This is a genomic window from Pseudothioclava arenosa, assembly GCF_002358085.1.
Lineage (GTDB): Bacteria > Pseudomonadota > Alphaproteobacteria > Rhodobacterales > Rhodobacteraceae > Pseudothioclava > Pseudothioclava arenosa.
In genome coordinates this window covers 42,059-62,605 of the sequence record NZ_NTJD01000004.1, presented here as the reverse complement: position 1 = coordinate 62,605, position 20,547 = coordinate 42,059, and the positions used below count along the sequence as shown (strand labels likewise).

Below are 20,547 nucleotides of genomic sequence, written 5' to 3'. Positions count from 1 at the left end.
GGGCTTTGGCAAGCGGGGGCGGCTCAGCCGCCCTGCCCGGCCAGAAGTGCCGCATTTCCGCCCGCTGCGGTGGTGTCGATGCACAGATGGCGCTCATGGCAGATATGGGCGCGGTCGGGCATGGCGGTGATCAGCGAGACGATCGGCCCCGCACGCCGCGCCAGAGCCTGCACGAAGGGCTGCGCCCCCGCCCCCCAGAAGATCACGCCCTCAAAGCCCGGCAGGGTTTCCAGCACTTCGGGCGCAAGCGCGCCGCCCGCCCCGATGGCAATGCCGCCCTGCGCCTCGACAGCGCCGATCTGCGCGGCTTCGGCCTCGGGGCCCGGACCGAGACACAGGATCGGGCCGCGCGGGCTGAGCGACAGCCGGTTCGCCTCGCCGGTCGGGCCGGGCATCTCGCGGGTTTCCAGAACCGCGCGGGGTTGGGCTGCGGCCGCGCGCAGGCGCTCGGCCAGTGCCGTGGTGTCAGCCGGGGCCGTCCACTGCGTTGCGGCGCCCGCAGGATGCGGCGCGGACAGGCGCGGCAGGTAAAGCGGCCCGCCCGCCTTCGGACCCGTGCCCGAAAGCCCCTCGCCACCGAAGGGCTGGCTGCCCACCACCGCGCCGATCTGGTTGCGGTTGATGTAAAGATTGCCGGCATGGACCAGATCGGCCACCTCTTGCACACGGGTGTCGATGCGGCTGTGCAGCCCGAAGGTCAGCCCGTAGCCGGTGGCGTTGATCGCGCCGATGACATCGTACAGCTCTTCGGCGCGGAAGGTCGCAAGATGCAGCACCGGGCCGAAAATCTCGCGCCCGAGCGCCGCGATGCCCGGCACGCGGATCAGCGTGGGGGCGACAAAGGTGCCCGACGCAGGCGCGGCAAGCTCGTGCAGGATACGCCCCTCGGCACGGGCGGCCTCAATATGAGCCAGAATGGGGCCGCGCGCCTCTTCGTCGATCACCGGGCCCACATCGGTTTCCAGATCCCAGGGGTCGCCAAGGCGCAGCTCGTCCATCGCGCCGCGGATCATCTCGATCACATGGGGCGCGATATCCTCCTGCAGATAGAGGCAGCGCAGCGCCGAACAGCGCTGCCCGGCCGAGCGGAAGGCCGAGGCCACGATATCGCGCACGGCCTGCTCGGGCAGCGCGGTGGAATCGACGATCATCGCATTGAGCCCGCCGGTTTCCGCGATCAGCGGCGCGCCGGGCGCAAGATGCGTGGCCATGGCGCTGCGGATCAGCCGGGCGGTCTCGGTCGAGCCGGTGAACACGACGCCCGCGACGCGTGGGTCCGAAGTGAGTGCCGCGCCCACCGTCGCCCCCTGCCCGGGCAAGAGCTGCAGCACCGCCCGCGGCACGCCCGCGCGGTGCAGAAGTTCGACGGCGAGGGTCGCGATGATCGGGGTCTGCTCGGCCGGTTTCGCGAGCACGCCATTGCCCGCCGCCAGCGCCGCCGCGATCTGGCCGGTGAAGATCGCGAGCGGGAAGTTCCACGGGCTGATCGCGCTGACCACGCCCAAGGGCGCGGGCGCGATCCGTTCGGCCTCGGCGGCGTAATAGCGCAGGAAATCGACCGCCTCGCGCAGCTCGCCCACGGCATCGGGCAGGCATTTGCCCGCCTCGCGGGCAAGCGCGGCAAAGATCACGCCGAAGTTTTCCTCGTAGAGCTCGGCGGCGCGGCGCAAGGTGGCTGCGCGCTCCGACACCGGCGCGGCCCAAGGCGCGGCTGCGGCAAGGGCGGCCTCGATCGTGGCGGCATCGGCCTCGGTCACGGCGCCGATCTGCGCGCCCGTCGCGGGATTCAGAACCGGGTGCGTCTCCCCCGAGGTCGCGCCCGCGATCAGGGGCCGCGCCTCGGGCAGATCGACCGCCCGCGCATCGCCAATCCGCGCGAGGCTGGTTTCATCGCTGAGGTCAAACCCCACGGAATTCTCGCGCCCCTCGCCAAAGAGCGCCGCGGGCTTCACCAGCCCGGCGGGCGGTGCGGCCTCGTCGAGTGCCGCAATCGGATCGCGCGCGATCTCTTCGGGGCTGACATCTTCATCGACGATCTGGTTCACAAAAGACGAATTCGCGCCGTTTTCCAGAAGCCTGCGCACCAGATAGGCCAGGAGGTCGCGATGCGCGCCGACCGGCGCATAGATCCGGCAACGCCCGCGCGTCTGCGACAGCACGATGTCATGGAGCGCCTCGCCCATGCCGTGGAGGCGCTGAAACTCATAGGGCGGGTTGCCAGCGGCCTCGGCCATCTCAAGCACCGCCGCCACCGAATGCGCGTTATGCGTGGCGAATTGCGGATAGATCCGGTCGGCATAGCCCAAGAGCTTGCGCGCCTGCGCCAGATAGGCGACATCGGTCGCGATTTTCGAGGTGAACAGCGGGAAATCGGGCGCGCCTTCGACCTGCGCGCGCTTCATCTCGCTGTCCCAATAGGCGCCCTTGACCAGCCGCACCATGATCCGCCGATCAAGCCGCGTGGCCAGAGCATGCAGCCAGTCGATCACCAAGCCCGCGCGCTTGCCATAGGCCTGCACGACCACACCGAACCCGTCCCAGCCAGCCAGTTCGGGGTCGGACAGCACCGCCTTGATCACCTTGAGCGACAGGACCAGCCGGTCTTGCTCTTCGGCGTCGATATTGAGCCCCATATTGGCCGCGCGCGCGGCACGGGCGAGACGCGTGACCACGGGTACCAGTTCTTTCAGAACGCGGGCCTCTTGCGCGACCTCGTAGCGCGGATGCAGCGCCGAAAGCTTGATCGAGATCCCCGGATTGGCCGCGACCGAGCCCTGCGTGCAGCGCCCGGCAATGGCGGCAATCGCCTGCGTATAGGCGGTCTCGTAGCGCGTCGCGTCACGCGCGGTCATCGCGGCCTCGCCCAGCATGTCGTAGCTGTAGCTATAGCCGCGCGCCTCCATCCCCGAGGCACGATCGAGCGCCGCCTCGATGGTCTGCCCCAGCACGAATTGCCGCCCCATTTCCTTCATCGCGCGGGAAACGGCTGCGCGGATCACCGGCTCGCCCAGCCGCCGGATCGCGCCGCGCAAGACGCCCGCAAGGCCCGGGCGCTCGTCTTCCAGAACGCGGCCCGTCAGCATCAGTGCCCAGGTCGAGGCATTGACCAGCGAGGAAGAGGCCGCGCCGAGGTGGCGCCCCCAGTCCGAGGGCGCGATCTTGTCCTCGATCAGTGCGTCGATGGTGTCAGAGTCGGGCACGCGCAGCATCGCCTCGGCCAGACACATCAACGCCACGCCCTCACGCGTCGAAAGCCCGTATTCGGCCAGAAACTGCTCCATCAACCCGGGGCGCGCGCCGGTGCGGATCTGGCGCACCAGCCCTGCGGCACGGTCGGAAATCCGCACCCGCGCCTCGGGCGACAACGCGGCCTGCGCCGCCAGCGTGGCAACAAGAGGCGCCTCGGGGGCGTATTTCGCGGCAAGGGTGAACGGGGCGAAGTCAGACATGGCAAACCTGCGAACAATGGGGCTAGAGCTTGATGCTAGCGCAAAGTCTCTAGCCAGAGCGCCCAATGATTGGCACTCTGACAGGTGATCCGACCTAAATTTGAAGGTTCTGCAGGAAATGATTGAACTCGACGCCACCGACCGCAAGATCCTCGACGCGCTGCAACAGAACGCGCGCCTGCCGGTGACGGAACTGGCGCGCAAGGTCGGGCTATCGAAAACGCCCGTGGCGGCACGGATCAAGGCGATGGAAGAGGCCGGACTGATCACCGGCTACCGCGCCATTCTCAGCCCGATCAAGCTGGGGCTGAGCCATGTCACCTATGTAGAGATCCGGCTGTCCGACACCCGCGAAAGCGCGCTCAAGCAGTTCAACGCGGGCGTGCGCCAGATCGCCGAGGTCGAGGAATGCTACATGATCGCGGGGGGCTTCGATTACTTGCTCAAGGTGCGTTCGCGCGACATGGCTGATTACCGGCGGATCATGGGCGAGAAAATCTCGGCCCTGCCCTACATCCACGCGACCTCAAGCTATGTCGCGATGGAGGCGGTGGTCGAGCAGGCCGCCGTGTCGGTCTAGACCCGCGCGCGCCAGCGCAGCCGCGCGATCTGCGCCAGCGCCTCGGGCAGCGGGATGGTCCTGAACATGTCGCCCAGCATCCCGACATCGGCTGCAATCCCGCGCCAGACCCCGCGTTTGCGCGATTTCGCGGGGCTGGCGACCTCGGGCCAGCGCACGATCGCGGGGCGCAACCCGCGGCGCAGGATCAGCCGATTCAGGAACACCTCGAAGCCAAAGCCCGGCAGGCGGTTCAGATGCCCCAGATGCGGCGTGACCAGCGCGCGCGGCAGCACCCGCTCGCCCGAGATGTAGTCGATCCCGATCGCACGCCAGGCGAAGGGTGCATTCCCCCGCAGCGAAATCGCCAGATCCGCCTGCCCCGCCGCGACCGGCGCAATAAGGCGACTGATCGCGCCCGCGTTCAGCCCTTCCAGATCGGCGTCGAGCAAAAGCACATGCTCTTCATCAAGGCAGGCCAGCCCCGCCGCCAGCGCTGCGGTCTTGCCCCGGTTCGGGCGCAGTTCGAGCACCTCAGCGCCAAGTGCGCGCGCCGCCTCGGCGGTGCCATCGCCCGAGCCATCATCGACCACCAGAACCCGCGCGATCTGCGGATGGCCCAGCACCGCGCCCAGCACGCCCGCGATGCGCGGCGCCTCATTGTGGGCAGGGATCAGACAGGCGATGCGGAGGGTCATGCGGGCTCCTTGTGGCGTTTCCAGAACAGGATCAGGATAAACAGGGCGAACAGGGCGAGGCCCGCCATGCTGAGCTTCGGCAGGAGGCTGTCGGCGCTTTGCCAGGCCGCACCGAGAAACCAGCCAAGCGCCAGCAAAGCGCCGGTTTTCGGGATGGTCGCGGCAAGGTTCACCGCAAAGAAGGACAGCGGCGGCACGCGCGCGGCGCCCGCCGCGATCAGTACCGCAAACCCCGCCGAATGGGTCAGCTTGCCGACCAGCAGATAGCGCAGCCCGTCGCGTCGGAACCGGCGCACAACCCGCGCCAGCCTGCGCCGCGTCACACCAAGCCGCGACAGGATGCCGTCGGGCGCAATCGAGCGACTGCGCCGCCCGACAAGATAGAGCAGCGCATCGCCCACAAGGTCGGCCAGCACCAGAAGCGTTCCGGCAGCCCCCGCCCCCACCAGCCCCTGCGCGGCAAGATATCCTGCCAGCACCGAAACCACCGGCCCCTCGACCACCGCAAGCGGCAGCAAGATTGCTAACGAGTAGGTCTCGATCAGGGCGATCAGGGCGGAGCCATCCTCCATCTGCGTCTACTCAGCGGCGACGGCAGCGCGCGGCGCACCGGAAGGACCATGCTGCGGCGCAGAATGCTGCGCGGCATCGGGCGCGGCATGAGGCTTCTCCAGCGCCTTGCCGCGCCACTCGAACCCGCGCCGCAGGAAGGTCGCACCCCAAAGCGCGGGCAAAAGCAGGTCGCGCAGCGGCAGGCAGGCCAGCGTGCGCAGCCCGCGCGGCCAATCGGCCCGCCACAAAAGCACAACCTCGGCCAGATACCAGAACGCCAGATAGGTCAGAACGGGCAGCGCGCCGAGGCCCAACCCCGCCGCCGCCAGCCCCGCCAGCGTCACCGGGATCAGTGCACCGTTCAGCGGCTCCGCGAGGAACAGAACCGGGAAGCCATCGCGGCGCACGCGGCTCCAGCGCAGCTGCCGACCCCAGACCTCGTCAAAGTGGCGCGCCCCGATCGGCTGCGCGAAGGGATGGGGCGTCAGCCGCACCTGCGCGCCAAGCGCACGCACGACATGGGTCGTCGCCACATCCTCGGCCAGCCAGCGCCCCAGCGCCTTCAGCCCGCCCGCGCGATTGAGCAGCGGCTTGTTGAAAAACAGTGTCTTGCCCTGCGCAAAGCCGTTGCCGAGGCTGTCGATCACCAATTGCAGCCGCGCCTGGTTGGAATTGAGAAACGCCGCCTCCAGCGCGCCGCCCCAGCCCTCGGGGCGGATCGCGACGGGGGGCGAGGACACAGCCCCCGTGTCCGGCCCCCAGCAGGCCGCGACCTGCTCAAGGTAATCCTTGGGCAGCATCAGGTTGCTGTCGGCCAGACAGACCCAATCGGATTGCGCCGCCTGCCAGCCCTTCCAGAGATTGTTGAGCTTGGGGTTGTCGGTCACCCGGTCGAACCCCACCAGAACCTGTGCAGGCACCTGCGGGTGACGCGCGATCAGCGCGCGGATCAGCGGCAGCACCGGATCGGCCGCATCCTCGACGCAAAAGATCAGATCATAGGCCGGGTAGCTGAGGTGAAACGAGCTTTCGAGGGTTTCCTCCTCAAAAGCGTTCAGCCCACAAAGCGGCCGGATCAGCGTGATCGGCGGCACCCCGATCAGCGAGCCTTCGGCGCGGGCGGGACCGGCAAGGCGGCGCAGCGTGATCGCCACCGAGGCGAGGTGAAGACCCAAAAGCGCCAGCGCGCCCGCAAGGAAAATCCAGAAAATCATTGGTTCAGCAGTCCCAGTTCAAAGCTTTGCGCGGCACCGGCCTCGGCGCCCGCACCCAAAAGGCGCAGCGAGCCGTCATGGGCCTCGGCCAACGCGGTGAAATTGTCGATCCAGTCGCCGCAATTGGCGTAGATCAGCCCGTGATCCTCGTGCAGATCGGCGATGTGGAAATGGCCACAGATCACCCCGTCGCAGCCGCGCGCCCGCGCCAGCGCGACCAGACGGCGTTCGTGGCTGCGGCGCGCGTAAAGCAGCGCGTTCAGCCCGCAGATCGCCGATCCGATCAGCCCCGGACGATGCCCCGCCTCGGAACGGCGCAAGCGGTCGATCACCCCGTCGAGGCGGCGCAGCAGGTGGTCGATCCGACTGCCAAGGCGCGTCATCACATGCGAGCGAAACATCCGCCCGTCGATCAGATCGCCATGCACGACGAAATAGCGCCGCCCGTCGGGGGCATGGTGGATCGTCTCGGCGATCGGCTCGGCGGCGATGCGGCGGGCTTCGGGCGCGCGCTCGGGATGCGGGTCGTGATTGCCGCGCAGATAGACCAGCTCGGCCCCCGCCGCCTGACGCGCATTCAGATGCTCGACCACGGCCTGATCGCGCGCGCTCCAATGCGGCAAGAGCGGATGCCAGAGATCGAGAATGTCGCCGACCAGTACGTAGCGCTCGGCCGGATGCGCCAGCAGGAACCCGAGGATCAGGTCGGCCCGGCAGCCAAGCGCCCCCAGATGCAGGTCCGAGAGGAACAGCGTGCGGATCGGAGCGGTCACGCGAAGGGCGGGCGATGGCGTGGTCACGGGCGGGCCTCCGTTCTTGAAGCTGCGCGCACCATCCCGAATGTTTGAAACAGCCAGATGACCCTTTTGCTGCAGCTTCGCGACAACCTGGCAGACTGCCTGAGGGACAAAGATAATCCTTCACAAGTCATGTTTTATGCATCACTATCGCCGCATCAATCATCTCTTTTACAGACTGAGTCTTGCCATGCTCACTGCCTCGCAACTGCGTGCCGCGCGCGCGCTTCTGGGGATCGACCAGAAAACCCTCGCCGAGATGGCCGAGCTGTCACTGCCGACGATCCAGCGGATGGAATCGAGCCCGGACAATCTGCGCGGCTCGGCCGCGAGCCTGATCCGCGTGGTCGAGGCACTGGACCGCGCGGGCGTCGAGCTGATCGCCGAGGGCGTTCCAAGCTACGGCAGCGGGCGCGGCGTGCGGCTCAAGGCGGCGCAGGTTGCGCCTTCAGGCCAAGGGGGAAACCAGCCATGAGCAAGCGCGCACTCCCCGCCTCGGCCAAGCCCGATTTCACCGAATTGTTCATGCCCAAGATCGTGACGGTGCTGCGCGAAGGCTATGGCGCGGCGCAGTTGCGCGCGGATGCGATTGCGGGGCTGACGGTGGCGATCATCGCGCTGCCGCTGTCGATGGCGATTGCCATTGCCTCGGGGGCGACGCCCGCGCAGGGGCTTTATACGGCGATCGTGGGCGGGTTCCTAGTCTCGGCGCTGGGCGGCTCACGCTTTCAGATCGGCGGGCCGGCGGGGGCCTTCATCGTGCTGGTGGCGACGACGGTGGCGCAGCACGGGATGGAGGGGCTGATCCTGGCGACTTTCCTCTCGGGGCTGATGCTGGCGGCGCTGGGGCTCCTGCGGCTCGGCACCTTCATCAAGTTCATCCCCTTCCCGGTCACGGTGGGGTTTACCGCGGGCATCGCCGTCATCATCTTTGCAAGCCAGATCAAGGAGTTGTTCGGCCTGCCAGTGGCGCAGGAGCCGGGAGAGCTGATTGAAAAGCTCGCCGCCCTCTGGCAGGTGCGCGATGGTATCTCGGTGGCGGCGATGACGGTTTCGGGCGGCACGGTCGCGCTGATCCTGATCCTGCGCTGGCTGCGTCCGAACTGGCCCGGAATGCTGATCGCGGTCGCCTCGGTCTCGGCGGCAAGCGCCCTTCTGGCGCTTCCGGTCGCGACGATCGGCACCAAGTTCGGCGGCATTCCGAACGCCTTGCCCCCGCCTTCCCTGCCCGATCTGAGCTGGGCGCAGATCCGCGCGGTGCTGCCGGCGGCGGTGTCTTTCACGCTTCTGGGCGCGATTGAGTCGCTTTTGTCGGCGGTGGTGGCGGACGGGATGACCGGGCGGCGGCATCGCTCGAATTGCGAGCTGGTGGCGCAGGGCGTGGCCAATATCGGCTCATCGCTGTTCGGTGGGTTTTGCGTGACCGGCACGATTGCGCGCACCGCGACCAATGTGCGCGCGGGCGCGCATGGGCCGGTCGCGGGGATGCTGCATGCGCTGTTCCTGCTGTTGTTCATGCTGCTTGCCGCGCCTCTCGCGGTCTATATCCCGCTGGCGGCGCTGGCGGGCGTTCTGGCCGTCGTCGCCTGGAACATGATCGAGCGCCACGCGATCGGGATCCTGCTGCGTTCGGGCTGGGGCGAGGCGACGGTGCTTGGCGCCACATTCTTCCTCACGATCTTCCGCGATCTGACCGAGGCGATCGTGGTCGGGCTCGCGCTTGGCTCGGTGCTCTTCATCCAGCGCATGAGCCGCGCCACCGCCATCGACGCGCAATCGCCCTTGGTACCACGCGACCGCGCCGACAACCCCGAGCAGGTCTATGACGAGCACAGCGCCGCCAATCCGGACGTCGTGGTCTATCGCATCACGGGGGTGCTGTTCTTTGGCGCGACCGCTTCGATCGGCTCGGTGCTCGACCGCATCCAGGACAATTACAAGGCGCTGGTGGTCGATTTCTCGGCCGTGCCCTTCCTCGATTCGACGGGAGCGCACATGATCGAGGGGCTGGCGCAGAAGGCGCGCAAACGCGGGGTCGAACTGTGGCTGACCGGCGCGAGCCGGGACATCCTGCGCGCGCTGCTCACGCATGGGCTGCGCAAACCGGCGGTGCATTATGCGAGCACCGTCGATGACGCGATCCGGGCTCTTTCGGCACCGCGCGAAGGTTAACCGAGGCTGTAGCCGGTGCCGCGCACGGTGCGGATCGGGTCCGCGTCGCCATGTTTCATCAGCGCCTTGCGCAGGCGCCCGACATGGACGTCGATGGTGCGGGTCTCGACATAGACATCGCGGCCCCAGACCCGGTCCAGCAGCTGTTCACGCGTCCAGACGCGTTTCGGCTTTTCCATGAAGGTCGTCAGCAGGCGGAACTCGGTCGGGCCAAGCGCGACCGGCTTGCCGCCGCGATAGACGCGGTGCTCCTCGGTGTCGAGCACGAGGTCTTCCCAGACCAGACGCTCGTTCACGGTGGCCGGGCGGGTGCGGCGCAGCTGCGTGCGCAGGCGCGCCATCAGCTCGACGATGGAATAGGGTTTGACGACGTAATCATCGGCCCCGGTTTCCAGCCCGCGCACCTTGTCGACATCCTCGGAGCGCGCCGAGAGCATCACGATCGGGATCAGCCGGGTCTGCGCCTGCGCGCGCAGGCGGCGGCAGACCTCGATCCCCGAGAGCTTGGGCAGCATCCAGTCGAGCAGGATCAGATCGGGCTCTTCCTCGAGCGCCATCAGCATCCCCTCTTCGCCATCGGCGGCCTGTACGACGCGGAACCCCTCGGCCTCGAGGTTATAGCGCAGAACCTCGCTCAGCGCGGATTCGTCCTCAACCGTGAGGATCGTCGGCTGGCGCTGCACCGACATGTTGAAGGCGGCGTCTTCCGAATGCTTCATCCCTCGGCCCCCGAGATGCTCGAGGTCGTATCCGAGCGCGGACGCTCTTCATCGGGCCTGCGGCCTTCGACCTGATAGATGATCTGCTCGGCGATCGAGGTGATGTGGTCGCCGATCCGTTCGAGGTTCTTGGCGATGAAATGCAGGTGCATGACCGAGGTGATGGTTTTCGGATCTTCCATCATATGGGTCAGCAGCGTGCGGAACAGAACGTTGTAGATCTGGTCCACATCCTCATCGCGCGCGCGCAACTCATGGGCCACCGCGGCGTCGCGCTTGATATAGGCCTCGAGCACGTCATGGAGCATGCGCTGCACCAGGTCCGACATCCGGCGCAGCGTGCCCGAGGTGTCACCGATGCGCCCGGCCTGCGAGACGACCTCGCTGCGCTTGGCGATATTCTTGGCGTAATCGCCGATCCGCTCAAGGCTGTTCGAGATCTTCATCGCGCCAAGCGCCAGCCGCATGTCGCTGGCCGCCGGCGCGCGCAGCGCGATCAGCTTGGCGGTCTCGTCATTGATCAGCTCGTCGATCTCGTCGAGCGCCTTATCGCCCTTGCGCACGCGTTCGGCCAGCGCCATGTCGCGGTTGATCAGCGCAAGTGTGGCATCATGCAGCGCGGTTGCCGACAGCTCGCCCAGACGCATCAGATGTGCCTGGATCGCTTCCAGATCGCGGTCGAAGGCGGAACGGATATGTTCGTGCTCCATCAGGTCCTCCTCAGCCGATCCGGCCGGTAATATAGGCCTCGGTGCGCGGATCGCGAGGCGTGGTGAAGATTTCCGCGGTCTCACCGAATTCGACGAGGTTCCCGAGGTGGAAAAAGGCGGTGCGCTGGCTGACACGTGCGGCCTGCTGCATCGAGTGGGTCACGATCACCACCGAGAACTGCGTGCGCAGCTCGTCGATCAGCTCCTCGACCTGCGCCGTCGCGATCGGGTCGAGCGCCGAGCAGGGTTCGTCCATCAGCAGCACCTCGGGCGAGGTCGCCACCGCGCGCGCGATGCACAGACGCTGTTGCTGGCCGCCCGACAGCCCGGTGCCCGGCGCGTCCAGACGATCCTTGACCTCGTTCCACAGCGCCGCCTTGCGCAGCGAGCTTTCGACGATCTCGTCCAGCTCGGCCTTGTTGCGGACAAGCCCGTGGATTTTCGGGCCGTAAGCCACGTTGTCATAGATCGACTTCGGGAAGGGGTTCGGCTTCTGGAACACCATGCCGACGCGGGCGCGCAGCTGCACCGGATCGACCTTGCGGTCATAGATATCCTCGCCATCAAGCAGGATATCGCCCTCGACGCGGCAGATGTCGATCGTGTCGTTCATCCGGTTCAGGCAGCGCAGGAAGGTCGATTTCCCGCAGCCCGAGGGGCCGATGAACGCTGTCACCGTCTTGTCGAGGATATCGACGTCGACATCCTTGATGGCATGGGTCGTGCCGTAAAAAACCTGCACCTTGCGCGCGGCGATCTTGATCTCGTTGGCGTCCACGCTTCTCTCCGTCAGTCGCATGTCGTTCATTGGGTTCGTCCTTACCAGCGCCGCTCGAAACGGCGACGCAGAATGATCGCGAGGATGTTCATCATCAGCAGGAAGACGAGCAGCACGATGATGGCTCCGGACGCGCGTTCGATAAAGGCCGGGTCGGCCCGTTGCGTGAAGTTATAGACCTGCACCGGCAGCGCGGCGGCCGGGTCCAGCAGCCCCTCGGGAGGAACGCCCGGATAGTCGCGCACAAAGGCGACCATGCCGATCAAGAGGAGCGGCGCGGTTTCGCCAAGCGCCTGCGCCAGGCCGATGATGGTGCCGGTCAGGATGCCGGGCATCGCCAGCGGCAGCACGTGGTGAAAGATCGTCTGCGTTTTGGACGCCCCGATCCCAAGCGCGGCATCCTTGATCGAGGGTGGCACCGCCTTCAGCGCGGCACGCGTGGCGATGATGATCGTGGGCAGCGTCATCAGCGTCAGCACCAGCCCCCCGACCAGCGGCGAGGATTGCGGCATGCCCGCAAAGTTGATGAACACCGCGAGGCCGAGGATACCGAAGACGATAGAGGGCACCGCCGCGAGGTTCGAGATATTCACCTCGATCAGGTCGGTGAACCAGTTCTTGGGCGCGAATTCCTCAAGATAGATCGAGGCCGCGACCCCGATCGGCAGCGACAGCACCAGCACGATCAGCATCATATAGGCCGAACCAAGGATCGCGACGCCAAGACCCGCCGCTTCGGGGCGCAGCTCCGAGGCATCGGGCGCGGTGATGAAACCGGGGTTGAAGGCCAGCCCCATCAGCCCCGCGTCACGCATCGCCAGCGCCAGTTCCAGCTGCGCGGGCGAGACGTTGCTATCGAGCGCCGCGCTTTCCATCGTCACGCGGCCCTTGAAGAAGCCGTCGATGCGACCGTTGGCCAGCGCCTTGAAGGTGATCGTCTGGCCGATCAGATCGGGGTCCGCCAGCACCATGTTGCGCAGCTGCGCGGGCGCCTCTTTCGAGATCATCCCGTTGATTTCCTTAGCAGAGAGCCCCTCGGTCGCGAGCCCCTTGGCCGCCAGGTCGGCCTCGAGCGCGGCACCCAGCACCTTGCCGTAGGTGATCGTCGTCTGCTTGGCCATCTCGGCCGGATCGCGATTGCCCTTGGGGTCGAGCGCCTCGGCCGACAGCGTGATGTCCATGGTCAGGAAGGTCTGGCGGAAGGCGCCAAGCCCCGAGCCCAGGATCGAGCTGAGCAGCACGACCAGCGCCAGCACGCCAAAGCTGACCGCCGCCACGCCATAGAGGCGAAAGCGCTTTTCGGCCGCGTTGCGGCGCTTGGTGCGCGCGTCGGTCTGGAACAGCGAGGGGCGGATATTCGTGGCCTCGGCGGTCATTCGTATTGCTCCCGGTATTTGCGCACGATGTAGAGCGCGAGGACGTTCAGGCCGAGGGTGAAGACAAACAGCGTCAGGCCAAGCGCGAAGGCGACCAGCGTCTCGGGCGAGGCAAACTCGGTATCGCCGGTGAGCTGGCTGACGATCTTCACGGTGACGGTGGTCATCGCCTCGAACGGGTTCATCGACATCTTGGCCGCAGCCCCTGCCCCCAGCACCACGATCATGGTTTCCCCGATCGCACGCGAGGCGGCGAGCAGGATCGCGCCCACGATCCCCGGCAGTGCCGCCGGCAAGATCACCTGTTTCACGGTTTCCGATTGCGTCGCGCCCAGCCCGTAAGAACCATCGCGCAGCGATTGCGGCACCGCGTTGATGATATCATCCGAGAGCGAGGAGACGAACGGGATCAGCATGATCCCCATCACCAGACCCGCCGTCATCACCGAGCTCGAAGACGAGCCGATGCCGAGCGGCTGGGCAAAATAGTCACGCAGGAACGGCCCCACGGTGATCAGCGCAAACAGACCGTAGACGATGGTCGGGATGCCAGCGAGCACCTCCAGCAGCGGCTTTGCCACCGCGCGCACCTTCCGCGTTGCATATTCCGCAAGATAGATCGCGGCAAAGATCCCCACCGGCACCGCGACCAGAAGCGCGATCAGCGAGATATAGAGCGTGCCCCAGATCAGCGGCCAGATCCCGAGATCCGAGCCCCCGCGGAACTGCGGGTTCCAGGTCATGCTGAAGAAGAAGTCCTTCGCCGGATAGAGGCGGAAGAAATGGACCGTCTCGAAGACAAGCGAAAGCACGATGCCGACCGTGGTCAGGATCGCGACCAGCGAGGCCGCGATCAGCAGCACCCGCACGAAGGTCTCCGAGACATTGCGCGCGCGAAACTCAGGCGTGATCCGCGACAGCGCGAACACAAACCCAGCCAGCGCCAGCGCCAGCACCACCGCGCTCATCGCGAGGCGGCCCGTCGCCATCAGGTCGCGGTAGCTGCGCGCGGCCTCGAAAACCGTCGGGCGCACATCCGAACCCAGAGCCACGCCGACCTCGCCCAGACGCGCCCGCACGCCAGAGACATCGGCGCCCATCGCGGCAAGGTCGCCCTCATTCAGCCCGGCTTGCGCGAGGATCAGGTCGATCCCCCCCGCAATCCGGCGCACATCGCTCATCACCAGGCTGGCCGAGCTACCCTGCGGGATGTCGTCGGGGCCGATCATCGCCCCCACGCGCGTCTCGATCAGCAGCGGCTGCGCCAAAAGCCAGATCGCCATGACCAGCAGCGCGGGCACGGCGGTGAACAGAAACACCGTCTGCCCGTAATAGCCGGGCAGCGAGTGCAGCAGGCGCAGATCGCCGCCGGTCTTCGACAATGCAAGACGCCGCCCGACCAGAAAGCCAGCGGCGGCAAGGGCGATCACGACGAGGGAAAGAAGGCCAATGCTCATGGATCGTTCCAAATTCAGGGAAACGGTGGCGCCTTGTGGCGCCACCGCAGATCTTGTCGCTTACTTCAGCTCGCCCATCGGGACTTCGTTGGCGACCATTTCCTGGGTCGCGGCCAGTTCCGGGTCCGACACGAGGCCGTAGGCGGCCAGCGGGCCCGCCGGGCCGGCCATTTCGTCCGACACGAAGAACTCGATGTACTCTTTCAGGCCGGGGATCACACCGAGGTGGGCTTTCTTCACGTAGAAGAACAGCGGGCGCGACACCGGGTATTCACCCTTGGCGACGGTTTCGGTCGAGGGGACCACGCCATCCATGGTGGCGACGCGCAGCTTGTCGGTGTTGTTCTCGTAGAACGACAGGCCGAACACGCCGATCGCGTTCTTGTTGGCGTCGAGGCGCGAGAGGGTCTCGGTGTAGTCGCCGTCGATGTCGACCGACACGCCGTCGGTGCGCAGGCCGAGGCAGGCTTTCTCGCCGTCTTTCTCGCCGAGTTCAGCAACGAATTTTTCTTCGGCGCCGGTAGCCTTGCAGCCAGCTTCCAGAACCTTGATGTCAAAGACTTCGCGGGTGCCGTGCTTGGTGCCCGGGATGAAGGCCAGGATGTCCTGCGCCGGGAAGGCGGGGTTCACGTCGGCCCAGGTCTTGTTCGGGTTGTCGACCAGCGCGCCGTCTTTCATGACCTTGGCGGCCAGAGCGTTGTACCAGTCGGCCGGGGTGAAGGCGAATTCGGGGCCCGCGACGTCCGAGGCAAAGACGATGCCGTCATAGCCGATGCGGACTTCCATGATCTCTTCGACGCCATTGGCCTTGCAGGTGTCGATGTCCGACTGCTTGATGCGCGACGACGAGTTGGCGATGTCGATGGTGTTCTCGCCCACGCCTTCGCACAGCTTCTTGCGGCCAGCGCCCGAGCCGCCGCCTTCCACGACCGGGGTCGGGAAATCGAAGTTTTCGCCGAAGGCTTCGGCAACGATGGTGGCGTAGGGCAGAACCGTCGACGAGCCCGCCGACTGGATCTGATCGCGGGCCGCAGCGGCACCGGCGGTGAAGGTGACCAGCGCGAGGGCCGAGGTCATGAGTTTGGCGGATTTCATGTCAATCTCCAGATATTCGTTTGGCCGGCTTGATGCGACCCACGGGCTTCCTAGGCAGCTTGCGTGACAGAGATATTGAAGTTTTGTGAAGGTATCATGACAGCCCGCTGCGACGCGGCGTAAGCCTCGTTAATACAGGTAAATGCGGCGATTTCGGCGCGTTAATCTTTTTTACCGAGGCCCTGCGCAAGCCCGGAAAAACCCGAACGGCCCGGCGCCTGTGGCTGCCGGGCCGACTCATCGGAACCATGGGAAAGGGCTGGACGCCCCTGCCCTCATGCCTGCGACGGCGCGGTGGGAGCCGGCTCGGCCGGGGGCTCTTCTGGCTCGGCGAGGCGCAGACCCAGATCATCCAGCACCGCCAGCATCGCGGGCGTCACGAACAGCGCCAACAAGGTCGCGGCACTCAGACCAAAGGCGAGGCTCGCCACGATCGGGCGCAAGAATTGCGCCTGCGTGCTTTGCTCGAACAAGAGCGGCCCAAGCCCCGCCACCGTGGTCAGCGACGTGAGGAAGATCGCGCGGAAGCGGTCGCGCACGGCCTCTTGCCCGGCGGTGACGATATCGGCCCCCTCGCCCCGGCGCGCGCCGATGAAGGCGTCGAGCAGGATCGAGTTGTTCACCACCACCCCCGCCAGCGTCGCCAGCCCCATCAGGCTCGGCAGCGAGATCTGCAGCCCCAGCGCCATATGCCCCCAGATCACGCCGACAAGGCTCAGCGGCACCACCGCCAGCACCGCGACCGGGCGGATGAAACTGCCCATGTAGAAGGCCAGAAGAAGGTAAACGCCCGCGATCCCCGCCACCATGAAGCGCAAGAGCGAGGCGCCCGTGGTTGCGGTATCCTCGGCCTCGCCCAGCACGATCACACGCACACCCGGGCGGGTCTCGGCCAGATTCGGCAGGTAATCGGCGCGCATCGCCTCCATCAGCTCGCGCGAATTGGCGACCGCCGGGTTGATCGAGCCCTGCACCGAGACCGCGCGCTGCCCGTTCACATGGGTAATCGTGTTGAAACCGCGCGTCTCGGTCACCTCGGCCACCGCCGAGAGCGGCACCAGCGTGCCATTCGCGCCGGGCACGCGCAGCGACAGGATGTCGGACAATGTGCGCCGGGCCTCGGGGGCGAGCCGCGCGACGATATCGACCTGCCCGTAGGCATCCGAGAACGAAACCGCCGTATCGCCCCGGAAGGCCGCGCGCAGCTCGGCGCCAAGCGCCTGCGGCGTGACACCAAGCAGGTTGGCCGAGCCCGGACGCATCCGCAGTACGATCTCGGGCTTGCCGGGCTGCAGGTCGAAGGTGACGTCACGCACCCCGTCGAAGCCACGGAAGAACTTGCGCAATTCGCGTGCGGTCAGCGCCAGCTCGTCCAGATCTTCGCCCACGAGGCGCAGGTCGATCGGCTTGCCGCCCGCCCCGCGCTCCTTGTCGGTGAAGCGGATCGCGGCCATGTCGGGCAGCGGCCCGGTCAGCTTTTTCCAGCGATCCACGATGTCGGTGACCTCGGTCGTGCGCACCCCCGCCGGCAACAGCGCCGCCGAGATCGTCGCCATGTTCGGCCCCGCGCTCGCCGCATCGGCGTTAAAGCCGTAGGTGACCGTGTAGCTTTGCACCAGCGCCTGCCCCTCGGGCTGATCGGGCGTCCATTCGGCATTCATCTGCTCGAGCGCCTTGACCACCTTGGCGACGCGCTGCTCGGTCCGGGCAAGGGGCGCCCCCTCGGCCAGCAAAAGCCGCGCCTCGACCGTATCGCTTTCGAGCGTCGGGAAGCTTTGATACTTGATGAACCCGCCGGTGAAGGGCGCGATCGAGAGGCAGATCAGCAGGGCCGCGACCCCGATCGTCAGGTAACGATGACGCAGCGCCAGCCCCGCCAAAGGCACGATCGCCCCGTCGCGCAGCCGGTCGAACGCGCCGTTCACGCGGCGACTGACTGGGCCGGGGCTGAGGTCACCGACCAGCGAGTGGCGCATGTGCGAGGGCAGGATCAGGAAGGCCTCGACCAGGCTGACGGTGAGGGTGATCAACAGCACGATCGGGATGTATTTCAGGATCTCGCCGATCGAGCCGGTCAGAAACCCGAGCGGGCCGATGATCATCGCCGTGGTCAGGAACGAGGCCAGAACCCCCGGCCCCACCTGCATCACGCCATTGACCGCCGCCTGACGCGCGGTTTCGCCCGCCTGTCGCCGGCGCACGATATTCTCCGAGATCACGATGGCGTCGTCCATCAACAGCCCCGTCGCCACCAAGAGCGCGACCATCGTCATCATGTTGATCGTGTAGCCCATGAGCTGCATCGCGAAGATCGCGCCAAGGAACGACACCGGCAGCCCCATTGCCACCCAGAACGACAGCCTTAGCCCGAAGAACAGCCACATCGTCACCAGCACGAGGATCAACCCCTGCACGCCGTTCACCGCGATGATGCGCAGCCGGTCGCGGATGTTCGAGGTCGAATCCTGCGAGATCGTCAGCACGATATTGCCCGGCGCCTCGGCCTGCGCGGCCTCGATCTGGCGATCGAGCGCGGCTTTGACGCGCAGCGCGTCCTGCGTGGCGGTTTTCGACACCGCGACAATCGCCGCGCGCTGGCCGTTGAACAGCGTCGCCTGCGCCGGATCGTCAAACCCCGCGCGGATCGTCGCGACATCGCCAAGGCGCAGCTCCGAGCCGCCCTCGCCGCTGATCAGCGGGATCTGCGCAAGCTCGGCGGGGGTGCGTCTCTCGCCCAGAAACCTCAGCGCCGCATCGCCCGCGCGGCCTTCGAGCGTGCCGGCCGGAATATCGAGGCTGTAGCGCGCCAGTGCGGTGCCGATCGCGGTCATGCTGAGATCAAAGCGTTCCAACGCGCGCTGGTCGAACTCGATCGCGATTTCACGGTCGGAAAACCCGTTAACCTCGACCTGAGAGATCCCCGGATCGGCGCGGAGCCGGTCGGCGAGCTGCTGGGCATAGGCGAACAGCACCGCCGGATCGTCCGGCCCCGTCACCGCCACCGAAGCGACCGAGGCGACCCGCTCGACAATCGTCGAAACCGGGTCTTCGGCCTTGTCGGGGAAGGTCGTCACGCCATCGACCGTATCCTTGATGTCATTGTAAAAGCGCGTCATATCAGCGCCTTCGACGATCTCGGCGGTGATCTGGGCGGCATTTTCACGCGCAAGACAGGTCAGCTCGGCGAGGTTCTCGACCTTCATCAGAGGCACTTCGGCGACGGTGCAGATGCCGCGCTCGACCTCGGCGGGCGTGGCGCCCGGATAGGCGATGCGCACCGAGACCTCGGAGGGGGGCGTCAGCGGAAACGTGTCGCGCTGCAGCAGCGGCAGCGCCATCAGCCCGAGCCCCAGAAACGCCAGCATCAGGATATTGGCCGCCGTCGGGTGGCCGGAAAACAGACGGATCATTGCGCCGCCTCTTTCTTCTTGCCCTGGCCGCCGCCCGCGCCCGAGCCGGGAACCGGCGCGCCGGGCGCCTGCCCCAGCGCCGCGGCCGCGACCTCTTGCAGACGCGCCTCGTCCTCGACAGGTTTCACCGCCATCCCGGGCACCGCAATCGTCGGATCGGTGACGACAAGCTGCTCGCCCGGGGCCGCTCCCTTGGTCAGAACGGCGATTTCACCGGCGGTGAAGCCGGTCTCGACCTTGCGTTTTTCCAGCGTGCCCTCGGCGCTTACGACCAGCGCAGCGCCATCGCGCACGGCCTCGGCGGGGACGACAAGCGCCTGCTGTTTCGGGGCCGACAGCTCGACCTCGACGAACATGTTGCGGCGTAGCGGCGGGCGCTGACCCGCGACGCTTTGGCCCTGCGGATCGGTCACGCGCACGACAATCGAGGTGCTCTGCGTGCGCTCATCAATCGCCTCGCCGATGCGCATGACCTGCGCTGGCCAGACCACCGAATGATCGGCGGCGGGCAGCTTCACCTTGGCGATGAGGTCCAGAACCGTCGCCCCCTCGCCCGCCTGACGCAACAGCGGGCCGATCCGACCGATGGGGAATTGCGCCGAGATATCAACGGCATCGACCCCTTCGCCCGCCATCATCACCTGCCCGCGCGAGACATATTGGCCCAGATCCGAGGACAGATCGGTCACGCGCAGGTCATAGGGCGCGCGGATCTCGGCAAAACCGATCGAGCGCATCAGCGCCGCGCGCTGGGTTGAAAGCACCTCGCGCTCGGCCGCGTTCAGGGTGATCTGGCTGGTCAGCTCGGTCACCTTGGTGCGCGCGGTCAGCTCCTGGCGGCGCGTGGTTTCCAGCGCCGCCTGCGTCACCACGCCCTGCTGGTTGAGCTTTTCCTGACGCGCAAGGTCCTGCTGCACCAGCTCAAGGTCCGAACGCGCGAGATCGAGGCTCGCCTGCACCGTCTGATCCTTGAGCTGCGAGGCCGAAAGCTGCGCGTCGATCGCGGCGAGATCGAGCCGCAAATCACTGTCATCGAGGCGGAACAGCACCGTGCCTTCGGGCACGAGGTCGCCCGCTGCAAGCCCCGGCGCAATCTCGAGCACCTCGCCCTCGATCCGCGCGACGGCACGCCATTCGCGCACCGGCGCCACCGTGCCATAGCCGCTCACGCGCGGCACCAGCGGCATCGGCGCCAGCGTCACCACCCGCACCGGCGTCGGCTGGCGCGTGGTCTCATTGGGCGCGGGCAACTGCCGCAGCGAGCCCGAGAAAAGAACCGCCATCACCCCCAAAGCCGCAGGCGCCGCCACCGCCAGCACCCGCGTCACCACCTTGCCCGTCGTCATGAAAATTTCCTGTTCGCAGTCATATTCGCAAACGAGAATGCGACAACTCGCGGCAAGAAGCGACTCCCGATTTTACGCGCAGCCCGGCGATTTTTTCGGCGGCCCCCGCAAAAATATGCAGCAAGCACCCGTTTTCTGCCGCTTTTGCGCCCCATTTTGGACATAATCATTGCTTCGAGGCGCCACTTGACCGAACGTTAACTTGGGAGCGTGGC

The 20,547-nt window shown here is 66.7% G+C and carries 16 protein-coding genes; 3 read left to right on the top strand and 13 right to left on the bottom strand.

Annotated features, from left to right (window positions below; genetic code table 11):
* Nucleotides 1-23 precede the first annotated feature (23 nt).
* Complete coding sequence (putA, locus tag CLN94_RS06460; RefSeq protein ID WP_096432370.1) at nucleotides 24-3,449, bottom strand: bifunctional proline dehydrogenase/L-glutamate gamma-semialdehyde dehydrogenase PutA; 3,426 nt, start codon at nucleotides 3,447-3,449, stop codon at nucleotides 24-26.
* 118 nt (nucleotides 3,450-3,567) lie between these two features.
* Here putA and CLN94_RS06455 point away from each other — a divergent pair, with 118 nt between their 5' ends.
* Nucleotides 3,568-4,029: an Lrp/AsnC family transcriptional regulator gene (locus CLN94_RS06455; protein ID WP_096432800.1), complete on the top strand. Its 462-nt coding sequence runs from the start codon at nucleotides 3,568-3,570 to the stop codon at nucleotides 4,027-4,029.
* On the opposite strand, the gene CLN94_RS06450 is transcribed toward CLN94_RS06455, so the two are convergent.
* The 4 genes from CLN94_RS06450 to CLN94_RS06435 are packed head-to-tail and all read right to left on the bottom strand — an operon-like array spanning nucleotide 4,026 to nucleotide 7,272.
* Nucleotides 4,026-4,706, bottom strand: a complete 681-nt coding sequence (locus CLN94_RS06450) for a glycosyltransferase family 2 protein (protein WP_096432368.1) — start codon at nucleotides 4,704-4,706, stop codon at nucleotides 4,026-4,028. The genes CLN94_RS06455 and CLN94_RS06450 overlap by 4 nt on opposite strands.
* Nucleotides 4,703-5,278 (bottom strand): DedA family protein, encoded by a 576-nt coding sequence (locus CLN94_RS06445; RefSeq protein WP_096432366.1) that lies wholly within the window; start codon nucleotides 5,276-5,278, stop codon nucleotides 4,703-4,705. Before CLN94_RS06445 ends, CLN94_RS06450 begins: the two co-directional genes overlap by 4 nt.
* A gap of 6 nt (nucleotides 5,279-5,284) precedes the next feature.
* A complete protein-coding gene (locus tag CLN94_RS06440; protein WP_096432364.1) occupies nucleotides 5,285-6,472 on the bottom strand; it encodes a ceramide glucosyltransferase in 1,188 nt (395 codons plus the stop codon).
* Nucleotides 6,469-7,272, bottom strand: a complete 804-nt coding sequence (locus tag CLN94_RS06435; RefSeq protein ID WP_096432362.1) for a UDP-2,3-diacylglucosamine diphosphatase — start codon at nucleotides 7,270-7,272, stop codon at nucleotides 6,469-6,471. The genes CLN94_RS06440 and CLN94_RS06435 overlap by 4 nt, the downstream gene beginning before the upstream one ends.
* 187 nt (nucleotides 7,273-7,459) lie before the next feature.
* Here CLN94_RS06435 and CLN94_RS06430 point away from each other — a divergent pair, with 187 nt between their 5' ends.
* A complete protein-coding gene (locus CLN94_RS06430; protein ID WP_096432798.1) occupies nucleotides 7,460-7,744 on the top strand; it encodes a helix-turn-helix domain-containing protein in 285 nt (94 codons plus the stop codon).
* A complete protein-coding gene (locus CLN94_RS06425; RefSeq protein WP_096432360.1) occupies nucleotides 7,741-9,441 on the top strand; it encodes a SulP family inorganic anion transporter in 1,701 nt (566 codons plus the stop codon). The genes CLN94_RS06430 and CLN94_RS06425 overlap by 4 nt, the downstream gene beginning before the upstream one ends.
* Here CLN94_RS06425 and phoB read toward each other — a convergent pair.
* From phoB to CLN94_RS06385, 8 genes are all read right to left on the bottom strand, one after another.
* On the bottom strand, nucleotides 9,438-10,130 hold the full coding sequence (gene phoB / locus CLN94_RS06420; RefSeq protein ID WP_096432796.1) for a phosphate regulon transcriptional regulator PhoB: 693 nt from the start codon (nucleotides 10,128-10,130) through the stop codon (nucleotides 9,438-9,440). The genes CLN94_RS06425 and phoB overlap by 4 nt on opposite strands.
* Before the next feature lie 26 nt (nucleotides 10,131-10,156).
* Complete coding sequence (gene phoU / locus CLN94_RS06415; protein ID WP_096432358.1) at nucleotides 10,157-10,870, bottom strand: phosphate signaling complex protein PhoU; 714 nt, start codon at nucleotides 10,868-10,870, stop codon at nucleotides 10,157-10,159.
* Nucleotides 10,871-10,880: 10 nt separating this feature from the next.
* A complete protein-coding gene (gene pstB, locus CLN94_RS06410) occupies nucleotides 10,881-11,678 on the bottom strand; it encodes a phosphate ABC transporter ATP-binding protein PstB (RefSeq protein WP_096432356.1) in 798 nt (265 codons plus the stop codon).
* Nucleotides 11,679-11,689: 11 nt separating this feature from the next.
* Nucleotides 11,690-13,024 carry a phosphate ABC transporter permease PstA gene (gene pstA, locus CLN94_RS06405; RefSeq protein WP_096432354.1) on the bottom strand — a complete coding sequence of 445 codons (1,335 nt, stop codon included), beginning with the start codon at nucleotides 13,022-13,024 and terminating at the stop codon, nucleotides 11,690-11,692.
* Nucleotides 13,021-14,481: a phosphate ABC transporter permease subunit PstC gene (gene pstC / locus CLN94_RS06400; RefSeq protein WP_096432352.1), complete on the bottom strand. Its 1,461-nt coding sequence runs from the start codon at nucleotides 14,479-14,481 to the stop codon at nucleotides 13,021-13,023. The genes pstA and pstC overlap by 4 nt, the downstream gene beginning before the upstream one ends.
* A 60-nt stretch (nucleotides 14,482-14,541) precedes the next feature.
* Nucleotides 14,542-15,576: a substrate-binding domain-containing protein gene (locus tag CLN94_RS06395; protein ID WP_096432350.1), complete on the bottom strand. Its 1,035-nt coding sequence runs from the start codon at nucleotides 15,574-15,576 to the stop codon at nucleotides 14,542-14,544.
* A gap of 275 nt (nucleotides 15,577-15,851) precedes the next feature.
* Nucleotides 15,852-18,986 carry an efflux RND transporter permease subunit gene (locus CLN94_RS06390; RefSeq protein WP_096432348.1) on the bottom strand — a complete coding sequence of 1,045 codons (3,135 nt, stop codon included), beginning with the start codon at nucleotides 18,984-18,986 and terminating at the stop codon, nucleotides 15,852-15,854.
* Entirely contained in the window at nucleotides 18,983-20,332 is a 1,350-nt protein-coding gene (locus CLN94_RS06385) for an efflux RND transporter periplasmic adaptor subunit (RefSeq protein ID WP_096432346.1), read from the bottom strand. The genes CLN94_RS06390 and CLN94_RS06385 overlap by 4 nt, the downstream gene beginning before the upstream one ends.
* Between the last annotated feature and the right edge of the window lie 215 nt (nucleotides 20,333-20,547).